The sequence below is a fragment of the Tessaracoccus massiliensis genome (assembly GCF_000826065.2).
Lineage (GTDB): Bacteria > Actinomycetota > Actinomycetes > Propionibacteriales > Propionibacteriaceae > Arachnia > Arachnia massiliensis_A.
The window spans coordinates 500510-514298 of the sequence record NZ_LN623542.1; the positions used below are offsets into that span (position 1 = coordinate 500510).

Consider the following 13789-nt stretch of genomic DNA (forward strand, 5'->3'; position numbering starts at 1 on the left):
CTCACCCAGTCAAGGCAGGATCAGAGGATGCCGAACAGCCCCAGCCCCACCGCGCCCACCAGGAAGCTCAGGGCCGAGCCCAGCAGCACGTAACCGAGCCACGCCTTGCGGGCCCAGCGGGTGGTCAGGATGGGCAGCACCACGACGGCGACCAGGGCGATGACGGCGAAGATCCGGTGCCAGAGCGGGATGTCGTCGACCTGGAAGTCGACGCCGGCACCGCCGGTGTCCGGGATGGTCAGCACGATCAGCCCGGCCAGGGCCCCGGGCAGCGCCAGGAGCAGCGACAGGAGACCCAGCGCCAGCGCGCCGGGCCAGGTGCCCCACCAGATCTTCTGCGCCGCCATCAGTCTTGCGGGATGTGGCCGTCGAGCACCCAGGCGAGGAACTCCTTGAGGTCCCCGGTCTCGCCGTCGCGGCCGCCTCGCCCGACGACGAGCGGCGCCAACTGCGGCTCCAGCTTGACGCCCGTGAACCGGGACATGAACCCGCCGGGCACGGTCAGGGAGTAGTAGTTGCCCTCGGTGTCGATGGCGATGGAGTGGTTGGTGCGCAGGTACCAGCCGGTCTTGTCGGTCTTGACGACGTGCCCGTCGAGCGTGGTCGCCTTCAGGGGGCGGGGCTGGAGGCCCTTCTCCTTCGCGGCGGCGAGGAACCCGTCGATCAGCACCTTGGCGCGCGCCGCCTCGTTGCGGGCGCTGCTCTCGTTGAGCTGTGCCCGGATGCGGGCGGCCTTCTGGCGCTCGGTCAGCTGCTCGTCGTCCATGGCCCCAGCTTAGAGCCCCGGCCGCTGGCAGATCAGCCCTGGCAGGCCACCTCGCCGTCGGCCACCTCGCACTGCTGGAGCGTCATCCGGCTCAGCACATCAGCAGGCACCTCGTCGACCAGCTCGCGGTCACCCGCTCGCTGGTCTCCACATCCAGCTCGGGGGAGACGTCCCGCTCCCCGACGACGGTGCCGCCCTCGGGGTCGATCAGCAACCGGTCGGTGTTCCCATGGGTGTCATCGATGGCGCGCAGGGCAGCGCCGGTTCCAGGACGTGCCGACGGCGGCGTCTGTGCCGCGGGGCGCAGATCGTTGTGCCGGCCATGCGTGCAGCATAGGTACAGGGAGCAGACCCCGGCGTTCGGGCGCGGAGGGGGCGTGGGAAACTAACCGCGTACGGCTTACAAGGAGGTCTGATGCCGGAGTTTCGCTACGCAGACATGCTGCCCATCGGTCACGACGAGACGCCCTATCGGCTGCTCACCACCGAGGGTGTGGAAGTGGTGGACGGGCCGGACGGCCGTAAGTTCCTGAAGGTCGCCCCGGAGGCGATGACGCTCCTGGCAGAGACCGCGATGCACGACATCGCCCACTACCTGCGCCCCGCCCACCTGCAGCAACTGCGCAACATCATGGACGACCCCGAGGCCTCGCCCAACGACAAGTTCGTGGCGCTCGACCTCCTGAAGAACGCCAACATCGCGTCGGGCGGCGTGCTGCCCATGTGCCAGGACACCGGCACCGCGATCATCATGGGCAAGCGGGGCCAGCAGGTGCTGACCGAGGGCGTCGACGAAAAGCCTCTGTCGATGGGCGTGTTCAACGCCTACACCAAGCTGAACCTGCGCTACTCGCAGAACGCTCCCATCACCATGTGGGAGGAGAAGAACACCGGTTCCAACCTGCCCGCGCAGATCGAGCTGTACGCCGACACCGCGGTCGGGCATGAGAACGCCTACAAGTTCCTGTTCATGGCCAAGGGTGGCGGCTCGGCGAACAAGAGCTACCTGTACCAGGAGACGAAGGCGGTGCTGAACCCCTCGTCGATGATGACGTTCCTGGAGGAGAAGCTCCGCAGCCTGGGCACCGCGGCCTGCCCGCCGTACCACCTGGCGATCGTCGTGGGCGGCACGTCGGCCGAGTTCGCGCTCAAGACGGCCAAGTACGCCTCCGCGAAGTACCTCGACACACTGCCGACGACCGGCTCCATCGAGGCTCACGGCTTCCGCGACCTGGAGCTCGAGGAGCGGGTGCTGGAGCTGACCCGCAACCTGGGCATCGGCGCCCAGTTCGGCGGCAAGTACTTCTGCCACGACGTGCGCGTGATCCGCCTGCCGCGCCACGGCGCGTCGCTGCCCATCGCCATCGCGGTGAGCTGCTCGGCGGACCGGCAGTGCCTGGGCAAGATCACTCCCGACGGCGTGTTCATCGAGCAGCTCGAGACGGAGCCGGCGCGCTTCATGCCGGATCACGTCGACGCGGACCTCGACGCCGAGACCGACGGCATCACCGGCACCGGCAAGGGCGCCGTCGTCAAGATCGACCTCAACCAGCCGATGGACGCCATCTTGGCCGAGCTGTCGAAGCATCCGGTCAAGACGCGGGTGTCGCTGACGGGACCGCTGATCGTTGCCCGCGACATCGCCCACGCCAAGGTCAAGGAGCGTCTCGACGCCGGCGAGGACATGCCGCAGTACCTCAAGGACCACCCCGTCTACTACGCCGGCCCTGCCAAGACGCCCGACGGCATGGCCTCGGGTTCGTTCGGCCCGACGACGGCCGGGCGGATGGATTCTTACGTCGACCAGTTCCAGGCGGCCCGCGGCTCCATGGTGATGCTCGCGAAGGGCAACCGCTCGCAGGCCGTCACGGACGCGTGCAACGCGCACGGCGGCTTCTACCTGGGCTCCATCGGCGGCCCCGCGGCTCGCCTGGCGCAGGACTGCATCAAGAAGGTCGAGGTGGTCGAGTACGAGGAGCTCGGCATGGAGGCGATCTGGAAGATCGAGGTGGACGACTTCCCCGCGTTCATCATCGTCGACGACAAGGGCAACGACTTCTTCGCCGAGGTCAACAAGCCCGTGATCAGGAACATCCCGAAGCGGGAGGGCCTCTAGCCGGCCCCTGAGCCCGGACCACCGACAGCGGCCCAGTACCCGGGTCCCGAGTGCCTCGCGGCCGCCTCGACTGACACCTGACAAGGCATTCCGCGAGGTGTATCGAGGGACGAGAAGACCTCAACGCGGTCACCTCGGACAAGGTGCAGGTTGTTTGTCCTTCGATACACCCCGCGAGACAGCCCGGGAGGTGGTGCAGTCCGCTGTCGCGGGGCACTCAGGACCCGGAATCGGGCCGCTTGATACTGAAACGCATCGGTGGATCCGGGCTGAGCGTGGCGCGTGCGAGGAACGAGCACCGCGTCACGACGAAGGGCCGCCGCAGCGTGATCGGAACCTCGGCCACCGGCGGTTGCGCTGTCGGACCGGCTGCGGGCGCCCTTCGTCGCCGCGCGGGGCGCGACGCTCAGGGACCAGAGCGATGCTCAGAGACCGGGGCGAACGGCTCAACCAGCGGGGGCGAAGCGGGCGACGACGGCGGCGAGGTCGCCGTCGTCGGCCCCGTGTGACCGGAGGAAGGCGACCGCATCCGTCGACGCCAGGAACTCGCGGAGCGCATCGACGCGCTCATCCAACCACGCCTCCCACTCCTCGCCGGTCTTGTGAGTCTCCTTCGGGTGCGGGTTGTGGGCCTGGAACGCGTTGATGCCCTCCGCGGCAATAATGTAGCCCTCGACGATCCGCTCGTGGTCCCACCCGGCGACCAGCTGGCCCAGGGCCAGGACGAGCCCCGTCCGGTCGCGACCCGCGGAGCAGTGCACGATCACCGGCCCGTCGGCATGCGCGACGGCGAGCACCGCCCGCGCCACCTTGTCCCCGAACATGTCCAGATACCCCGGGTAGTCGCGGGGGTGGTCGAGGTAGCCCATCGGGTAGTCGAAGCCGGGGTGGTCCGGATCCTCGGTCGGGCAGTGCACGACGGTGAGCTCGCCCAGCACGTCCGCCGGCACCTCGGCGTCGCCCCGGCGCCGCACGTCGAACTCGAACGCGGATCGCAGGTCCACCACCGCGCGGTAGCCGTCCCGGAAGGCCTGATGCCATCCCTCGGCTGTGACCCATTCCCGGCGACCCATGCGCAGCAGGCCCGGTACCACCAGATGCGCATTGACCGCGCCGTCGAACACCATGACTCTGACCCTATTTGATGAGAGTCCTCTCATGTTTGCTTGTTCGGCGCTTCATGTTGGCACCCTTCACTGGAGGAAGGAGGCACGCGTATGACCAGGAAGCACGGGGCGACAGCCGGGCTCGTCGCAGTGGCGGCGATCATCGGCCTGCTCGTCGGCTGGCTGATCGTCGCCGTCGCCGCGCCTGACCGCTCGCCACCGGCAGAGCCCGCGATCATCGTGACCGCCGTCCCCTCCCCCTCGCCGACGCCCAGCCCGGCACAGAGCCCCACGCCGCCGGTCAAGCCCGCCCCTCCGCCGCCCCCGCCTGTCGTCGATGATGACGACGACGATGACGACGATTGGGATGACGACGATGACTGGGACGACGACGATAACGACGATGACGATGACTGAGGCTGCAACAATGACGGGATGCTGCTGACCCTCACCTCGACTGCCCCGCACGCGACGGACCTGGGCTACCTGCTGCACAAGCATCCGGACCGGGTACAGAGTTTCCAGCAGAGCTTCGGAACCGCCGTCGTGTACTACCCGGCGGCGAGCGAGGAGCGGTGCACGGTGGCGCTGCAGGTGGACGTCGACCCCATCGCTCTGGTCCGCAGACGCGGCTCACGCGGGGAGCAGGGCAGCCTGGCGCAGTACGTCAACGACCGCCCGTACGCGGCCGGCTCCATGCTGTCTGTGACGATCGGCCGCGTGTTCGGCACCGCGCTCGCCGGGCGTTGCGACGCGCGCCCCGATCTCCCGGACACGCCGCTGCCCCTCACCGTCCGGATCCCCGCGGTCGCTGCCCGCGGCCGTCACGAGGACGCGCGCGGCGCCGCGCTGGTAGGCAGGCTGTTCGAGCCGCTCGGCTGGTCGGTCACCGCAGCCGAGACCCCACTGGCGGAGGGCTTCGACTGGGGACGCTCGCCGTACCTCGACGTCACCCTCACGGCGACGCTCCCCCTGGCGGATGCGCTCAGCCACCTCTACGTCCTGCTTCCGGTGCTCGACGACGCCAAGCACTACTGGATCTCCTCCGACGAGGTGGACAAGCTCGTGCGACGCGGCGAGGGCTGGCTCGCCGCCCACCCTGAGCGCGGCTTCATCACCCAGCGCTACCTCGGCTCCCGGCGTAGGCTCATCGAAGACGCCACCGCCCGTCTCAACGAGCTCGACGGCGAGCTGCCGGAGGACGCCCCCGTCGAGGCCGACGGCGATCCCGAGGCCGCACAACCCGCCAGCCCGCTGCGGATCCAGCGCCTCGAGGCGGTGCTGCAGGCCCTGCGTGATGTGGGCGCCCATTCCGTGGCCGACGTCGGCTGCGGCGAGGGTTTCTACCTCCGGGCCCTGCTCGCGGATCCCTCGTTCACACGCATCCTCGGCGTCGACGTCTCGGCCCGCGAGTTGGAGAAGGCCGAGCGACGCCTCCACCTGGACCGGAAATCGGACCAACAGCGGGCGCGGCTCACGCTGCGCCAGTCGTCGGTCACCTACCGCGACGACGCCCTCAGCGGGTTCGACGCCCTGCTGCTGGTGGAGGTCATCGAGCACCTCGAACCGGACAGGCTGCCGTCGTTGGAGGCCACTGTGTTCGGCGCCGCCAAGCCGCGCCACGTGATCGTGAGCACGCCGAACGCCGAACACAACGCCCGCTACGAGCTCGCACCAGGCGAGTTCCGCCATCCTGATCACCGCTTCGAGTGGACGCGTTCGGAGTTCGAGCAGTGGGCCCGGCGCGTCGCCGATGCCCACGGCTACGCCGTCGGGTTCCGCTCCGTGGGCGAGCCGGATCCCGAGCTCGGCCCGCCCACTCAGCTCGCACTCTTCTCGTCCCTCGATACATCTCCCGCGGAAGCATCGTCGGTAGTTGCGCGCCGCAACGCGGGAGACACTCGGGACACGGAACCGGCCGTGGCGCACCTGAACACGGGAGACACCCGGAACTCGGAAAAGGAGGACGCCCGATGACCGAACTGCGTATCCCCGAGCTGTGCCTGGTGGCGATGGTGGGCGTCTCCGGCTCCGGAAAGTCCACCTTCGCGGCAAGCAAATTCGCGCCGTTCGAGGCCATCTCGTCGGATTTCTGCCGCGCGCTGGTCAGCGGCGACGAGAACAACCAGGCCGCGTCGTCGGACGCCTTCGACGTGCTCCACTACATCGCGGGCAAGCGCCTCGGCCGCGGCCTGCTCACCGTCGTCGACGCCACCAACGTGGGCAGGGACGCCCGTGCGGCGCTGGTGAAGGTCGCCAGGGAACACGATGTGCTGCCCGTGGCGATCGTGCTCGACCTCGGCCCGCAGACAGCGATCGAGCGCAACCAGCACCGTCCGGAGCGGGCTTTTGGCGACGGCCCGATCCGCCGTCAGGAGTCGCAGCTGCGCCGCTCGATCAAGCACCTCCAGAAGGAGGGCTTCCGGGTCGTACACGTGCTGAAGTCGCAGGAGGAGTTGGACGCTGCCACCATCGTGCGTGAGCCGCTGCTCAACAACTTCAAGCACCTCCACGGCCCGTTCGACATCATCGGCGACGTCCACGGCTGCTTCGACGAGCTCATCGAGCTGCTGGGCGAGTTGGGCTACCAGATCGTCACCGACGACGAGGGCCGCGCCGTCGATGCGGTGCACCCCGAGGGTCGCACGGTGGTCTTCGTCGGCGACCTCGCGGACCGCGGCCCCGCCTCCGTCCCCGTCTTGCGCCTGGCGATGGGCATGACGGCCGCCGGCCACGCGATGGCCGTGCCCGGCAACCACGAGGCCAAGCTGATCCGCGCGCTCGACGGCGCCAAGGTGCAGGTCACCCACGGCCTCGAGACCACGCTGCGGGAGTTGGAGCAGGAGACCCCGGAGTTCCGGCAGGCGGTGCGCGACTGGTGCTACTCGCTCGTCTCGCACCTGGTGTTCGACGAGGGCAGGCTCGTGATCGCGCACGCCGGCCTGAAGGAGGCCTACCACGGCCGCGCGTCCGGCCGGGTGCGCTCCTTCGCACTCTATGGCGACACCACCGGCGAAACGGATGAGTTCGGCCTGCCCGTGCGCTACCCGTGGGCCGAGGACTACCGCGGGAAGGCCGTGGTGGTCTACGGCCACACGCCCACGCCGAAGCTGGAGTGGATCAACAACACGCTGTGCCTGGACACGGGCTGCGTGTTCGGCGGCCACCTCTCCGCGCTGCGGTACCCGGAGCGCGAGACGGTGCAGGTGCAGGCGCACGCCGTCCACTATGAGCCGGCCAAGCCGTTCAGCACCGACGTGGACAGGCGCCCCGACGAGCTGCGGCTGGCCGACGTGCTGGGCGCGCGGCACGTCGAGACCGCGCACCGCGGGCGCATCGCGATCACGGCCGAAAGTGCCGCAGGTGCGCTCGAGGTGATGAGCCGGTTCGCGCTCCATCCCGAGTTGCTGCCGTACCTCCCGCCCACCATGTCGCCGGTGGCCACCTCGAAGCGCGACGGCTACCTCGAGCACCCCGACGAGGCCTTCAGCCAGTTCGCGGAATGGGGCGTTGCCAAGGTGATCTGCGAGGAGAAGCACATGGGGTCGCGGGCGGTTGTGTGGCTGCACCCCGAGCACCCCGTCGTGTACACGCGCACAGGTCGCAGCTTCCTGAAGCCCGCGCTGGCCGAGCCGTTCCTGGCGCGGGTGCGGGCCGCGGCGGAATCCGCCGGGCTGTTCGCGGAGCTGGGCACGGACTGGTTGCTGCTGGACGCGGAGCTGCTGCCGTGGTCGTTGAAGGCCGAGCCGTTGCTGCGCGAGCAGTACGCGGCGGTGGCGTCCGCCGCCGTCATGTCGCAGGCCGCGGAGGCGGAGACGCTGGAGGCGGCCGCCGGGCGCGGGCTCGACGTCGGGCCCCTGCTGGAGCGCGCCCGCCAACGGCTGGCCAACGCGCACGCCTACGACGACGCCTGGCGTCGCTACGCCTGGCCCACCGATGGGCTGGAGGGGGTCCAGCTGGCACCGTTCCAGGTACTGGCGGCCGAGGGCGCGTCTTTCGCGGACCGCGACCACCTCTGGCATCTCGACATGGCCGATCGGCTCGTCGCGGCGGATCCCGGGCTGTTCCGGGCAACGCAGCGGGTGGTCGTCGACACGGGAGACCCGGAATCGTGCGCGGCAGGCGTCGCGTGGTGGGAGTCGCTGACCGCCGACGGCGGCGAGGGCATGGTGGTCAAGCCCCTGACCAACCTGTCGTTCACCGCGAAGGGCTCGTTGATCCAACCCGGCCTGAAGGTGCGCGGCCGCGAGTATCTGCGCATCATCTACGGGCCCGATTACACGCTGGACGATCACCTCACCAGGCTGCGGGACCGCAACCTGGGGCGGAAGCGCTCCCTCGCGTTGCGGGAGTACGCATTGGGTCTCGAGTCAGTCGACCGCCTGGTGCGCGGCGAGCCCCTGTGGCGCATCCACGAGGCGGTCTTCGCCGTGCTGGCCCTCGAATCCGAGCCCGTCGACCCCCGGCTGTAGCTCCCCCTCCGTGAGCAAGTGGATAGGGTCACGGTCGCGACACGCCGAGTAACCGCGTTACGAAATCCGTGACCCCATCCAATTGCTCACGGTGCGGGGGTCAGACGAGGCGGTAGCCCATGCCGCGGACGGTCTCGAAGCGCTCCTTGCCCAGCTTGCCGCGCAGGTAGCGCACGTACACATCGACGACGTTGGAGCCCGGGTCGAAGTCGAAGCCCCACACGTTGCTCAGCAACTGCTCGCGGCTCAGCACCTGCCCGGGATTGCGCAGGAACGTTTCGGCCAGCGTGAATTCGCGGGCCGACAGGTCGATCCACTCGCCGTCGACCTGGGCCTTCCGGGTGCGGAAGTCCAGCACCAGGCCGTTGTGCGAGAGTTGCGTGACGCTCTGCGCCCCGCCCCCCTGAGGCGACTCCGCCCGCAGCCGCAATCGGATCCGCGCCAGGAGCTCCTCGAACGAGAAGGGCTTGGGCATGTAGTCGTCCGCGCCGCCCTCGAGGCCGGCCACGCGGTCCGCCACTGACGAGCGGGCGGTCAGCATGATCACCGGCACCGCCACGCCCTGGCCCCTGATGCGCTCCAGCACCTCGAAGCCGTCGATGTCCGGCAGGCCGACGTCGAGGATCACCAGGTCGAAGTTGCCGTGCACCGCCAGCGTGGCGCCCTCGATGCCGGAGGCAGTCGTGTGCGACGTGAATCCCGCGGACTTCAACCCCTTCGCCACGAACCCCGCGATGCGGGCCTCGTCCTCGATGATCAGGATGGTGCTCATGCTTCCTCCACTTCGATGACCTTGGTGGGTTCCGTGTCGTCATCATCGCCGACGGTGCGGTCAGGCACGGGGCCCAGTGGCAGCACGAGCGTGAAAGTGGAGCCTCCACCCAGCGTCGATTCGATGTCCAGCCTGCCGCCGTGGGCGGCCATGATGGATTCGACGATGCTGAGCCCCAGGCCGGCGCCCTGTGCCCGGGCCTCGCCTTCCCGGGTGCGGCCGAAGCGCTGCCGCACCACTTCGAGCTGGTCCGGCTCGATGCCGATGCCGCGGTCGCGCACCCACATCCGTACCTCTCCGCGTTCCAGGGCGGAGCCGAGCGTGATGGGCGAGCCCTCGTCGGAGTACTTCACGGCGTTGGCCGCCAACTGCAGCCAGGCCTGCGTCATGCGACCGGGATCCAGGTAGGCCTCCGCGGCGGTGATGCGGTCCAACCGCCAGGCGCGGTTGCCCAGCGCGCGGGCCTTCTCCAGCACCTGGTCCGTGAGGGAGGCCACATCGAACCAGCGGGGCTGCACGAAGTCCGATTCGGTGGATTTGGCGAGCATCAGCATGTCGTTGACGAGCACGCCCATCCGGTCCACCTCGTCCATGACGAGCAGGCGGGTCTCACGCACATCCGCCGGGTCGTCGGCGTCGATGAGTTCCATGTGGCCGCGCACCACGGTGATGGGGGTGCGCAGCTCGTGACCCACGTCGTCGAGCAGCTGCCGCTGCCCCTCGACGGAGCGTTGCACGCGGTCGAGCATGCGGTTGATGGTGCTGGACAGGGCGGCCAGATCGTCCTTGCCGCGGACGGGCACCCGGGTGGTGAGGTCGCGCTCCTGGATCGATTCAGCTGCCTCGCGCAGCTCCTCGATGGGGCGCAGCAGCCGGCCGATCGCGATCCACGCCACCAGCACCAGCAGCAGCACAGTGCCGAGGGCGACGGCGCCGTACAGGGTCATGGTGCGGCGCAGCTGGGCCTCGCTGACGTCGATGTCGAACACATGCACCAGCGCACCGCTCGCCTCGGGGTACTGTACGGGCGCCACCAGCACCCGGTAGTCGTAGAGATCCGTGCGGATGGTCTCGATGACGATCTGGTCACCGGCCGCGAGCGGCATGACGCGCTCCAGCAGCTGGGGATCGTTCTCCGGGCGGACCTCCACCTCGTCCGTGGTCAGCCACGCCACCTCACCATTGACGATGGCCAGCTCCCCCTCGGCCTCGCCGATGACGGTGCGGGCGAGGAAGGTGTGCAGCAGTTCCGAGGGGCCATGGAAGCTCTCCCCCGTCACGGGGTCCACTCCCTTCTCGGCCAGCACCCGCAGCTCGTCGCGGGTGCGCAGGAGCTGGTCGTCTACCGACGACTGGATGGCACGGTGCTGCAGCACCCACACGATCGCCCCGGAGGCGAGCAGCGCCAGGACGGCGAGCAGGACCATGGCCAGCACCAGCCGCGCACGGAGCGTCACCTTGGTGACGAGATCGGGCTGCTGCGGGGTCATGCCCCTATCCTGCCCGTAACAAGATTCTTCCGGGCAATACGGCGCCGCGCTGAGATGTCCATCCCCCTAACCAACGCCACGGTGCTGAACGTTGTGTGAGGGCTATCTGAGAGCTCTCTCACACTCTCCGAGCGTCAGTCACCACTGGAACCAGCCGAAGAACATGCAGCCGATGGTGAAGACCACCATCACCACGAACAGCCCGATGGTCAGCAGCGCGCTGGCGCCGCCCTCAACCTCCTGCTCCTGAGCCTCGGCCTGCCGCTGTCCGAGCTGCTCGTTGGATTCGGTCATCAGAAAGCTCCCAACCGGTTGAAGTCCGCGATCAGTGCGACCGCGAGGATCACGAAGACCACCGCCATGAAGACGGTGTACATCCAGCGCCTCGGATGGTCCGAGCCCCAGAAACGTTTGAGGCTGACAATGCCGTTGACCACCGCGATGATGCACAGCGCGATGCCGATCGGCGCTGCCACCCACCCGCCCAGCGCGAGCAGCGGCACCACCACCGGGATCACCAGGTAGGTGATGAGGCAACGGATCCCCGAGATCACCACAGAGGTCCGGAAGTAACGGTGTGCGCCCTCGCCCGAGGCGCGGTCCACAGCCTTGACCCCCAGCAGCCTGCGCATGAAGCGGTCCGCAGGCGCCTCGGAACGAAAGCCGGGCGCGGCGGCTGCGACAGGGGCTTGCACGGTGGTGTCCACGTCATCCTTCGGCGGCATTGGCCGGCTGGTGGGCAACAGTGTAACCCGGGGCGCTCAGCCGATACTTTCGCCACTAGGTGGCGTTGTCCCCCACCAGGGCTCCACTCACTCAGGCCGGACACTCCGGCAACCACGCCGACAACGGTGTCGGCGCCGAGCCCGAAGAAGCAGAGGCGTTGAAGCCGAGGGTGGGGGATGAAGGACGCGAGTTTCGAGGCCACGCCGGGACGCGGCAGCCCGAGGCCGCCTTCCACGTGCACGGGCAACACTCGCGTCCTTCTTCCCCCAGTCTCGGCGGCGCGCACCCGTGGTGGATCAGGTGCTGGACGGCTGCGGGGGCCCTTTACTTCGACCTGTCCGGCGCTTCGCGCTGGGACAGGCTCAGCACAAGCGTCGTCCGCGGGCTCGCATCCTTCGACCAGACGCGCTGCTCGTTCCTCGCAGGCGCCTGGCTCAGGACACGAGCTCGCAGGCGAACGCTCAGGGACCAGGTGCTGGGCACGCTTCACAGGTTTCGACACCGCTCGTAGAACTCGCGGGCTCAACCAGCGCGGGGCGCGACGCTCGGGGACCGGCGAAAGGTGAAGGGGTGGCCGGGGGCGGGGGGACGCAAGTGCTTCTCCGGCACCAGACCCTCGCCCAGGTCCCTAGTTGCCCGACAACGCCGCGTGACAGCAACGCACCCCGACACCGGACACTCCGGCAACCACGACGACAACGGTGTCGGCAGCAAGCCCGAACAAGCAGAAGTGTTGAAGCCGGGGGTGGGGAATGAAGGGCGCGAGTTTCGAGGCCACGCCGGGAAGCGACAACCGAACGTCGCCGTCCATGCTCATGGATAACACTCGCGTCCTTCTTCCCCCAGCCTCGGCGCCACACACCCGCAGTGGAACAGGTGACAGATCGGCTGCGGGGGCCCTTCGTCGCCGCGCGGGGCGCGACGCTCAGGGACCAGGCGCTGGGCACGCTTCAGAGGTTTCGACACCGCTCGTAGAACTCGCGGGCTCAACCAGCGCGGGGGCGACCGGCTCAACGACCGTCAGGGGCCAGGGTCTCATGAGAAAGCTCTCACCCCTCCGCCACGGTTCGCTCATACGCGGAGCGTTTGATGGTCGCATCACCACCCGAAGGAGTATCTCCGATGGCCCTCAAGACCTCCACCACCTGGCTCGTGGCCGCGGCGTTCGGCGTCGCCGCCGTCGGCGGCGGCCTGCTGGCGTCCGGAGCGCAGCCGTTCGGCGCCGAAGCCCGCGGCCACCCAGGCTCCGGCGAAGGCTCCCGCCGCTGCGCCCGCACCGGCGAAGAAGGCCGAACCCGCACCGGCCCCCGCGCCGAAGAAGGCCGCACCGGCCCCAGCTCCGAAGAAGGCCGCACCAGCTCCCTTCAAGAAGCAGGCCCCGCCCCCGGTCCGCTACGACGACGACGATGACGACGACTGGGACGACGATGACGATGACGATGATGATGACTGGGACGACGACGACGATGATGACGACTGAGCGTTGACCAGCCCCTGATCGCCGGCCGGAGTGTGACCCGCCGCACGCTCCGGCCGGCTCTTTGCTGTCCGGCACCCCAGCTAGGCTGGCGGAATGGAACAGAGCCGCACCGTCGTCACAGTGGACGCACCGCAGGAGGCCCTGTTTCCGGGCTCAGCCCTGATCGGCACCATCCTGTTTCCCATCTTCGCCATCGCGGCGCTGGTGCTGGGCCTCGCCTACGAGATGGCCTGGCTGGTGACCTCCTCGCTGGCCATCGGCCTGGCGCTGTTGGCGATCCTGGCCTCGGATTACCTCAACAAGCAGGGCCGCTCCGGGAAGCTCCGTCTCGCCGTCGGCGGCGGGGACACACGGATCGGCTCCAACCCGTCGTCGCGGTGGGTCATGCTGATCGCCACCGCGTTGGCCGCCGTGGTGGTCCTGGTCGACATCGTGCTGCGCTTGATGGGATACCTCGACGACCCCGGTGGCATGAGCTTCTCTGTCATGGTGGCGCTGGTGGTGGTGTGGGGCATCGCTGAGGGCTGGTTTCGGCTGACGAAGCCGCCGGGCCTGGTGCTGAGCCCGTCGCACGTCACGACGATCGGCAGCATGGGCAAGGAGACCCGCGTGCCGTGGAACCAGGTCAACGGCGCCGCGTGCATCAAGGGCGCCCGCCTGCTGATCCCCGCGCTGAAGGATGAGCTGCAGGTGGCCACAGCTCAGATCGACTCGGATCCCCGCGTGGTCGCCGCGCTGATCGAGGCCTACCGAAACCGTCCGGCACGCCAGGCGGAGCTCGGCGACGGGCGTGTCGTGCAGCGGGCACAGTCGCTCAGCGTTGGTTGAGCCGCGGGGTTTCGACACGCTGCGCCGCGGGTT

The 13789-nt window shown here is 68.9% G+C and carries 14 protein-coding genes; 6 read left to right on the forward strand and 8 right to left on the reverse strand.

Annotated features, from left to right (window positions below):
• Positions 1–20: 20 nt before the first annotated feature.
• From BN1186_RS09485 to BN1186_RS16275, 3 genes are all read right to left on the reverse strand, one after another.
• The gene (locus BN1186_RS09485; protein ID WP_040283757.1) at positions 21–347 is read right to left on the reverse strand and encodes a hypothetical protein; all 327 of its coding nucleotides are present in this window, start codon (positions 345–347) and stop codon (positions 21–23) included.
• The gene (locus BN1186_RS09490) at positions 347–766 is read right to left on the reverse strand and encodes a hypothetical protein (protein WP_040283758.1); all 420 of its coding nucleotides are present in this window, start codon (positions 764–766) and stop codon (positions 347–349) included. The genes BN1186_RS09485 and BN1186_RS09490 overlap by 1 nt, the downstream gene beginning before the upstream one ends.
• A 91-nt stretch (positions 767–857) precedes the next feature.
• On the reverse strand, positions 858–980 hold the full coding sequence (locus BN1186_RS16275) for a hypothetical protein (protein WP_281278459.1): 123 nt from the start codon (positions 978–980) through the stop codon (positions 858–860).
• A 201-nt stretch (positions 981–1181) separates the two neighbouring features.
• Here BN1186_RS16275 and BN1186_RS09495 point away from each other — a divergent pair, with 201 nt between their 5' ends.
• Positions 1182–2882, forward strand: coding sequence for a fumarate hydratase (locus tag BN1186_RS09495; protein ID WP_040283759.1), 1701 nt, complete (start codon positions 1182–1184; stop codon positions 2880–2882).
• Between the two features lie 446 nt (positions 2883–3328).
• Here BN1186_RS09495 and BN1186_RS09500 read toward each other — a convergent pair whose 3' ends face one another.
• The gene (locus BN1186_RS09500; RefSeq protein ID WP_180349054.1) at positions 3329–4009 is read right to left on the reverse strand and encodes a tyrosine-protein phosphatase; all 681 of its coding nucleotides are present in this window, start codon (positions 4007–4009) and stop codon (positions 3329–3331) included.
• Between the two features lie 90 nt (positions 4010–4099).
• Between BN1186_RS09500 and BN1186_RS15525 the strand changes: the two genes are divergently transcribed.
• Genes BN1186_RS15525 through BN1186_RS09515 form a run of 3 tightly spaced genes read left to right on the forward strand, consistent with a single transcriptional unit; the run spans position 4100 to position 8460 of the window.
• Positions 4100–4405, forward strand: coding sequence for a hypothetical protein (locus BN1186_RS15525; protein ID WP_040283761.1), 306 nt, complete (start codon positions 4100–4102; stop codon positions 4403–4405).
• 18 nt (positions 4406–4423) lie between these two features.
• Positions 4424–5965 (forward strand): 3' terminal RNA ribose 2'-O-methyltransferase Hen1, encoded by a 1542-nt coding sequence (locus BN1186_RS09510; protein ID WP_074436989.1) that lies wholly within the window; start codon positions 4424–4426, stop codon positions 5963–5965.
• Positions 5962–8460, forward strand: a complete 2499-nt coding sequence (locus BN1186_RS09515) for a polynucleotide kinase-phosphatase (RefSeq protein ID WP_040283762.1) — start codon at positions 5962–5964, stop codon at positions 8458–8460. The genes BN1186_RS09510 and BN1186_RS09515 overlap by 4 nt, the downstream gene beginning before the upstream one ends.
• Positions 8461–8560: 100 nt before the next feature.
• Here the strand turns inward: BN1186_RS09515 and BN1186_RS09520 are convergent, their stop codons facing one another.
• From BN1186_RS09520 to BN1186_RS09530, 4 genes are all read right to left on the reverse strand, one after another.
• The gene (locus BN1186_RS09520; RefSeq protein WP_040283763.1) at positions 8561–9232 is read right to left on the reverse strand and encodes a response regulator transcription factor; all 672 of its coding nucleotides are present in this window, start codon (positions 9230–9232) and stop codon (positions 8561–8563) included.
• Positions 9229–10722: a sensor histidine kinase gene (locus tag BN1186_RS09525; protein WP_074436990.1), complete on the reverse strand. Its 1494-nt coding sequence runs from the start codon at positions 10720–10722 to the stop codon at positions 9229–9231. The genes BN1186_RS09520 and BN1186_RS09525 overlap by 4 nt, the downstream gene beginning before the upstream one ends.
• A gap of 138 nt (positions 10723–10860) precedes the next feature.
• On the reverse strand, positions 10861–11016 hold the full coding sequence (locus BN1186_RS15530) for a hypothetical protein (RefSeq protein WP_180349055.1): 156 nt from the start codon (positions 11014–11016) through the stop codon (positions 10861–10863).
• Positions 11016–11429 (reverse strand): hypothetical protein, encoded by a 414-nt coding sequence (locus BN1186_RS09530; protein WP_218975446.1) that lies wholly within the window; start codon positions 11427–11429, stop codon positions 11016–11018. The genes BN1186_RS15530 and BN1186_RS09530 overlap by 1 nt, the downstream gene beginning before the upstream one ends.
• Positions 11430–12570: 1141 nt before the next feature.
• On the opposite strand from BN1186_RS09530, the gene BN1186_RS15535 reads away from it, so the two are divergent.
• Positions 12571–12858 (forward strand): hypothetical protein, encoded by a 288-nt coding sequence (locus BN1186_RS15535; RefSeq protein ID WP_040283765.1) that lies wholly within the window; start codon positions 12571–12573, stop codon positions 12856–12858.
• A gap of 163 nt (positions 12859–13021) precedes the next feature.
• Positions 13022–13756 (forward strand): hypothetical protein, encoded by a 735-nt coding sequence (locus BN1186_RS09545; protein WP_040283766.1) that lies wholly within the window; start codon positions 13022–13024, stop codon positions 13754–13756.
• Positions 13757–13789: the final 33 nt, after the last annotated feature.

Excerpts from the sequence above, each read along its gene's own strand:
- BN1186_RS09490 (WP_040283758.1), bottom strand. The coding sequence starts at position 766 with ATGGACGACGAGCAGCTGACCGAGCGCCAGAAGGCCGCCCGCATCCGG.
- BN1186_RS09500 (WP_180349054.1), bottom strand. The coding sequence starts at position 4,009 with ATGGTGTTCGACGGCGCGGTCAATGCGCATCTGGTGGTACCGGGCCTG.
- BN1186_RS09545 (WP_040283766.1), top strand. The coding sequence starts at position 13,022 with ATGGAACAGAGCCGCACCGTCGTCACAGTGGACGCACCGCAGGAGGCC.
- BN1186_RS09485 (WP_040283757.1), bottom strand. The coding sequence starts at position 347 with ATGGCGGCGCAGAAGATCTGGTGGGGCACCTGGCCCGGCGCGCTGGCG.
- BN1186_RS09520 (WP_040283763.1), bottom strand. The coding sequence starts at position 9,232 with ATGAGCACCATCCTGATCATCGAGGACGAGGCCCGCATCGCGGGGTTC.
- BN1186_RS15525 (WP_040283761.1), top strand. The coding sequence starts at position 4,100 with ATGACCAGGAAGCACGGGGCGACAGCCGGGCTCGTCGCAGTGGCGGCG.
- BN1186_RS09510 (WP_074436989.1), top strand. The coding sequence starts at position 4,424 with ATGCTGCTGACCCTCACCTCGACTGCCCCGCACGCGACGGACCTGGGC.
- BN1186_RS09495 (WP_040283759.1), top strand. The coding sequence starts at position 1,182 with ATGCCGGAGTTTCGCTACGCAGACATGCTGCCCATCGGTCACGACGAG.
- BN1186_RS09525 (WP_074436990.1), bottom strand. The coding sequence starts at position 10,722 with ATGACCCCGCAGCAGCCCGATCTCGTCACCAAGGTGACGCTCCGTGCG.
- BN1186_RS15535 (WP_040283765.1), top strand. The coding sequence starts at position 12,571 with ATGGCCCTCAAGACCTCCACCACCTGGCTCGTGGCCGCGGCGTTCGGC.
- BN1186_RS15530 (WP_180349055.1), bottom strand. The coding sequence starts at position 11,016 with ATGACCGAATCCAACGAGCAGCTCGGACAGCGGCAGGCCGAGGCTCAG.
- BN1186_RS09515 (WP_040283762.1), top strand. The coding sequence starts at position 5,962 with ATGACCGAACTGCGTATCCCCGAGCTGTGCCTGGTGGCGATGGTGGGC.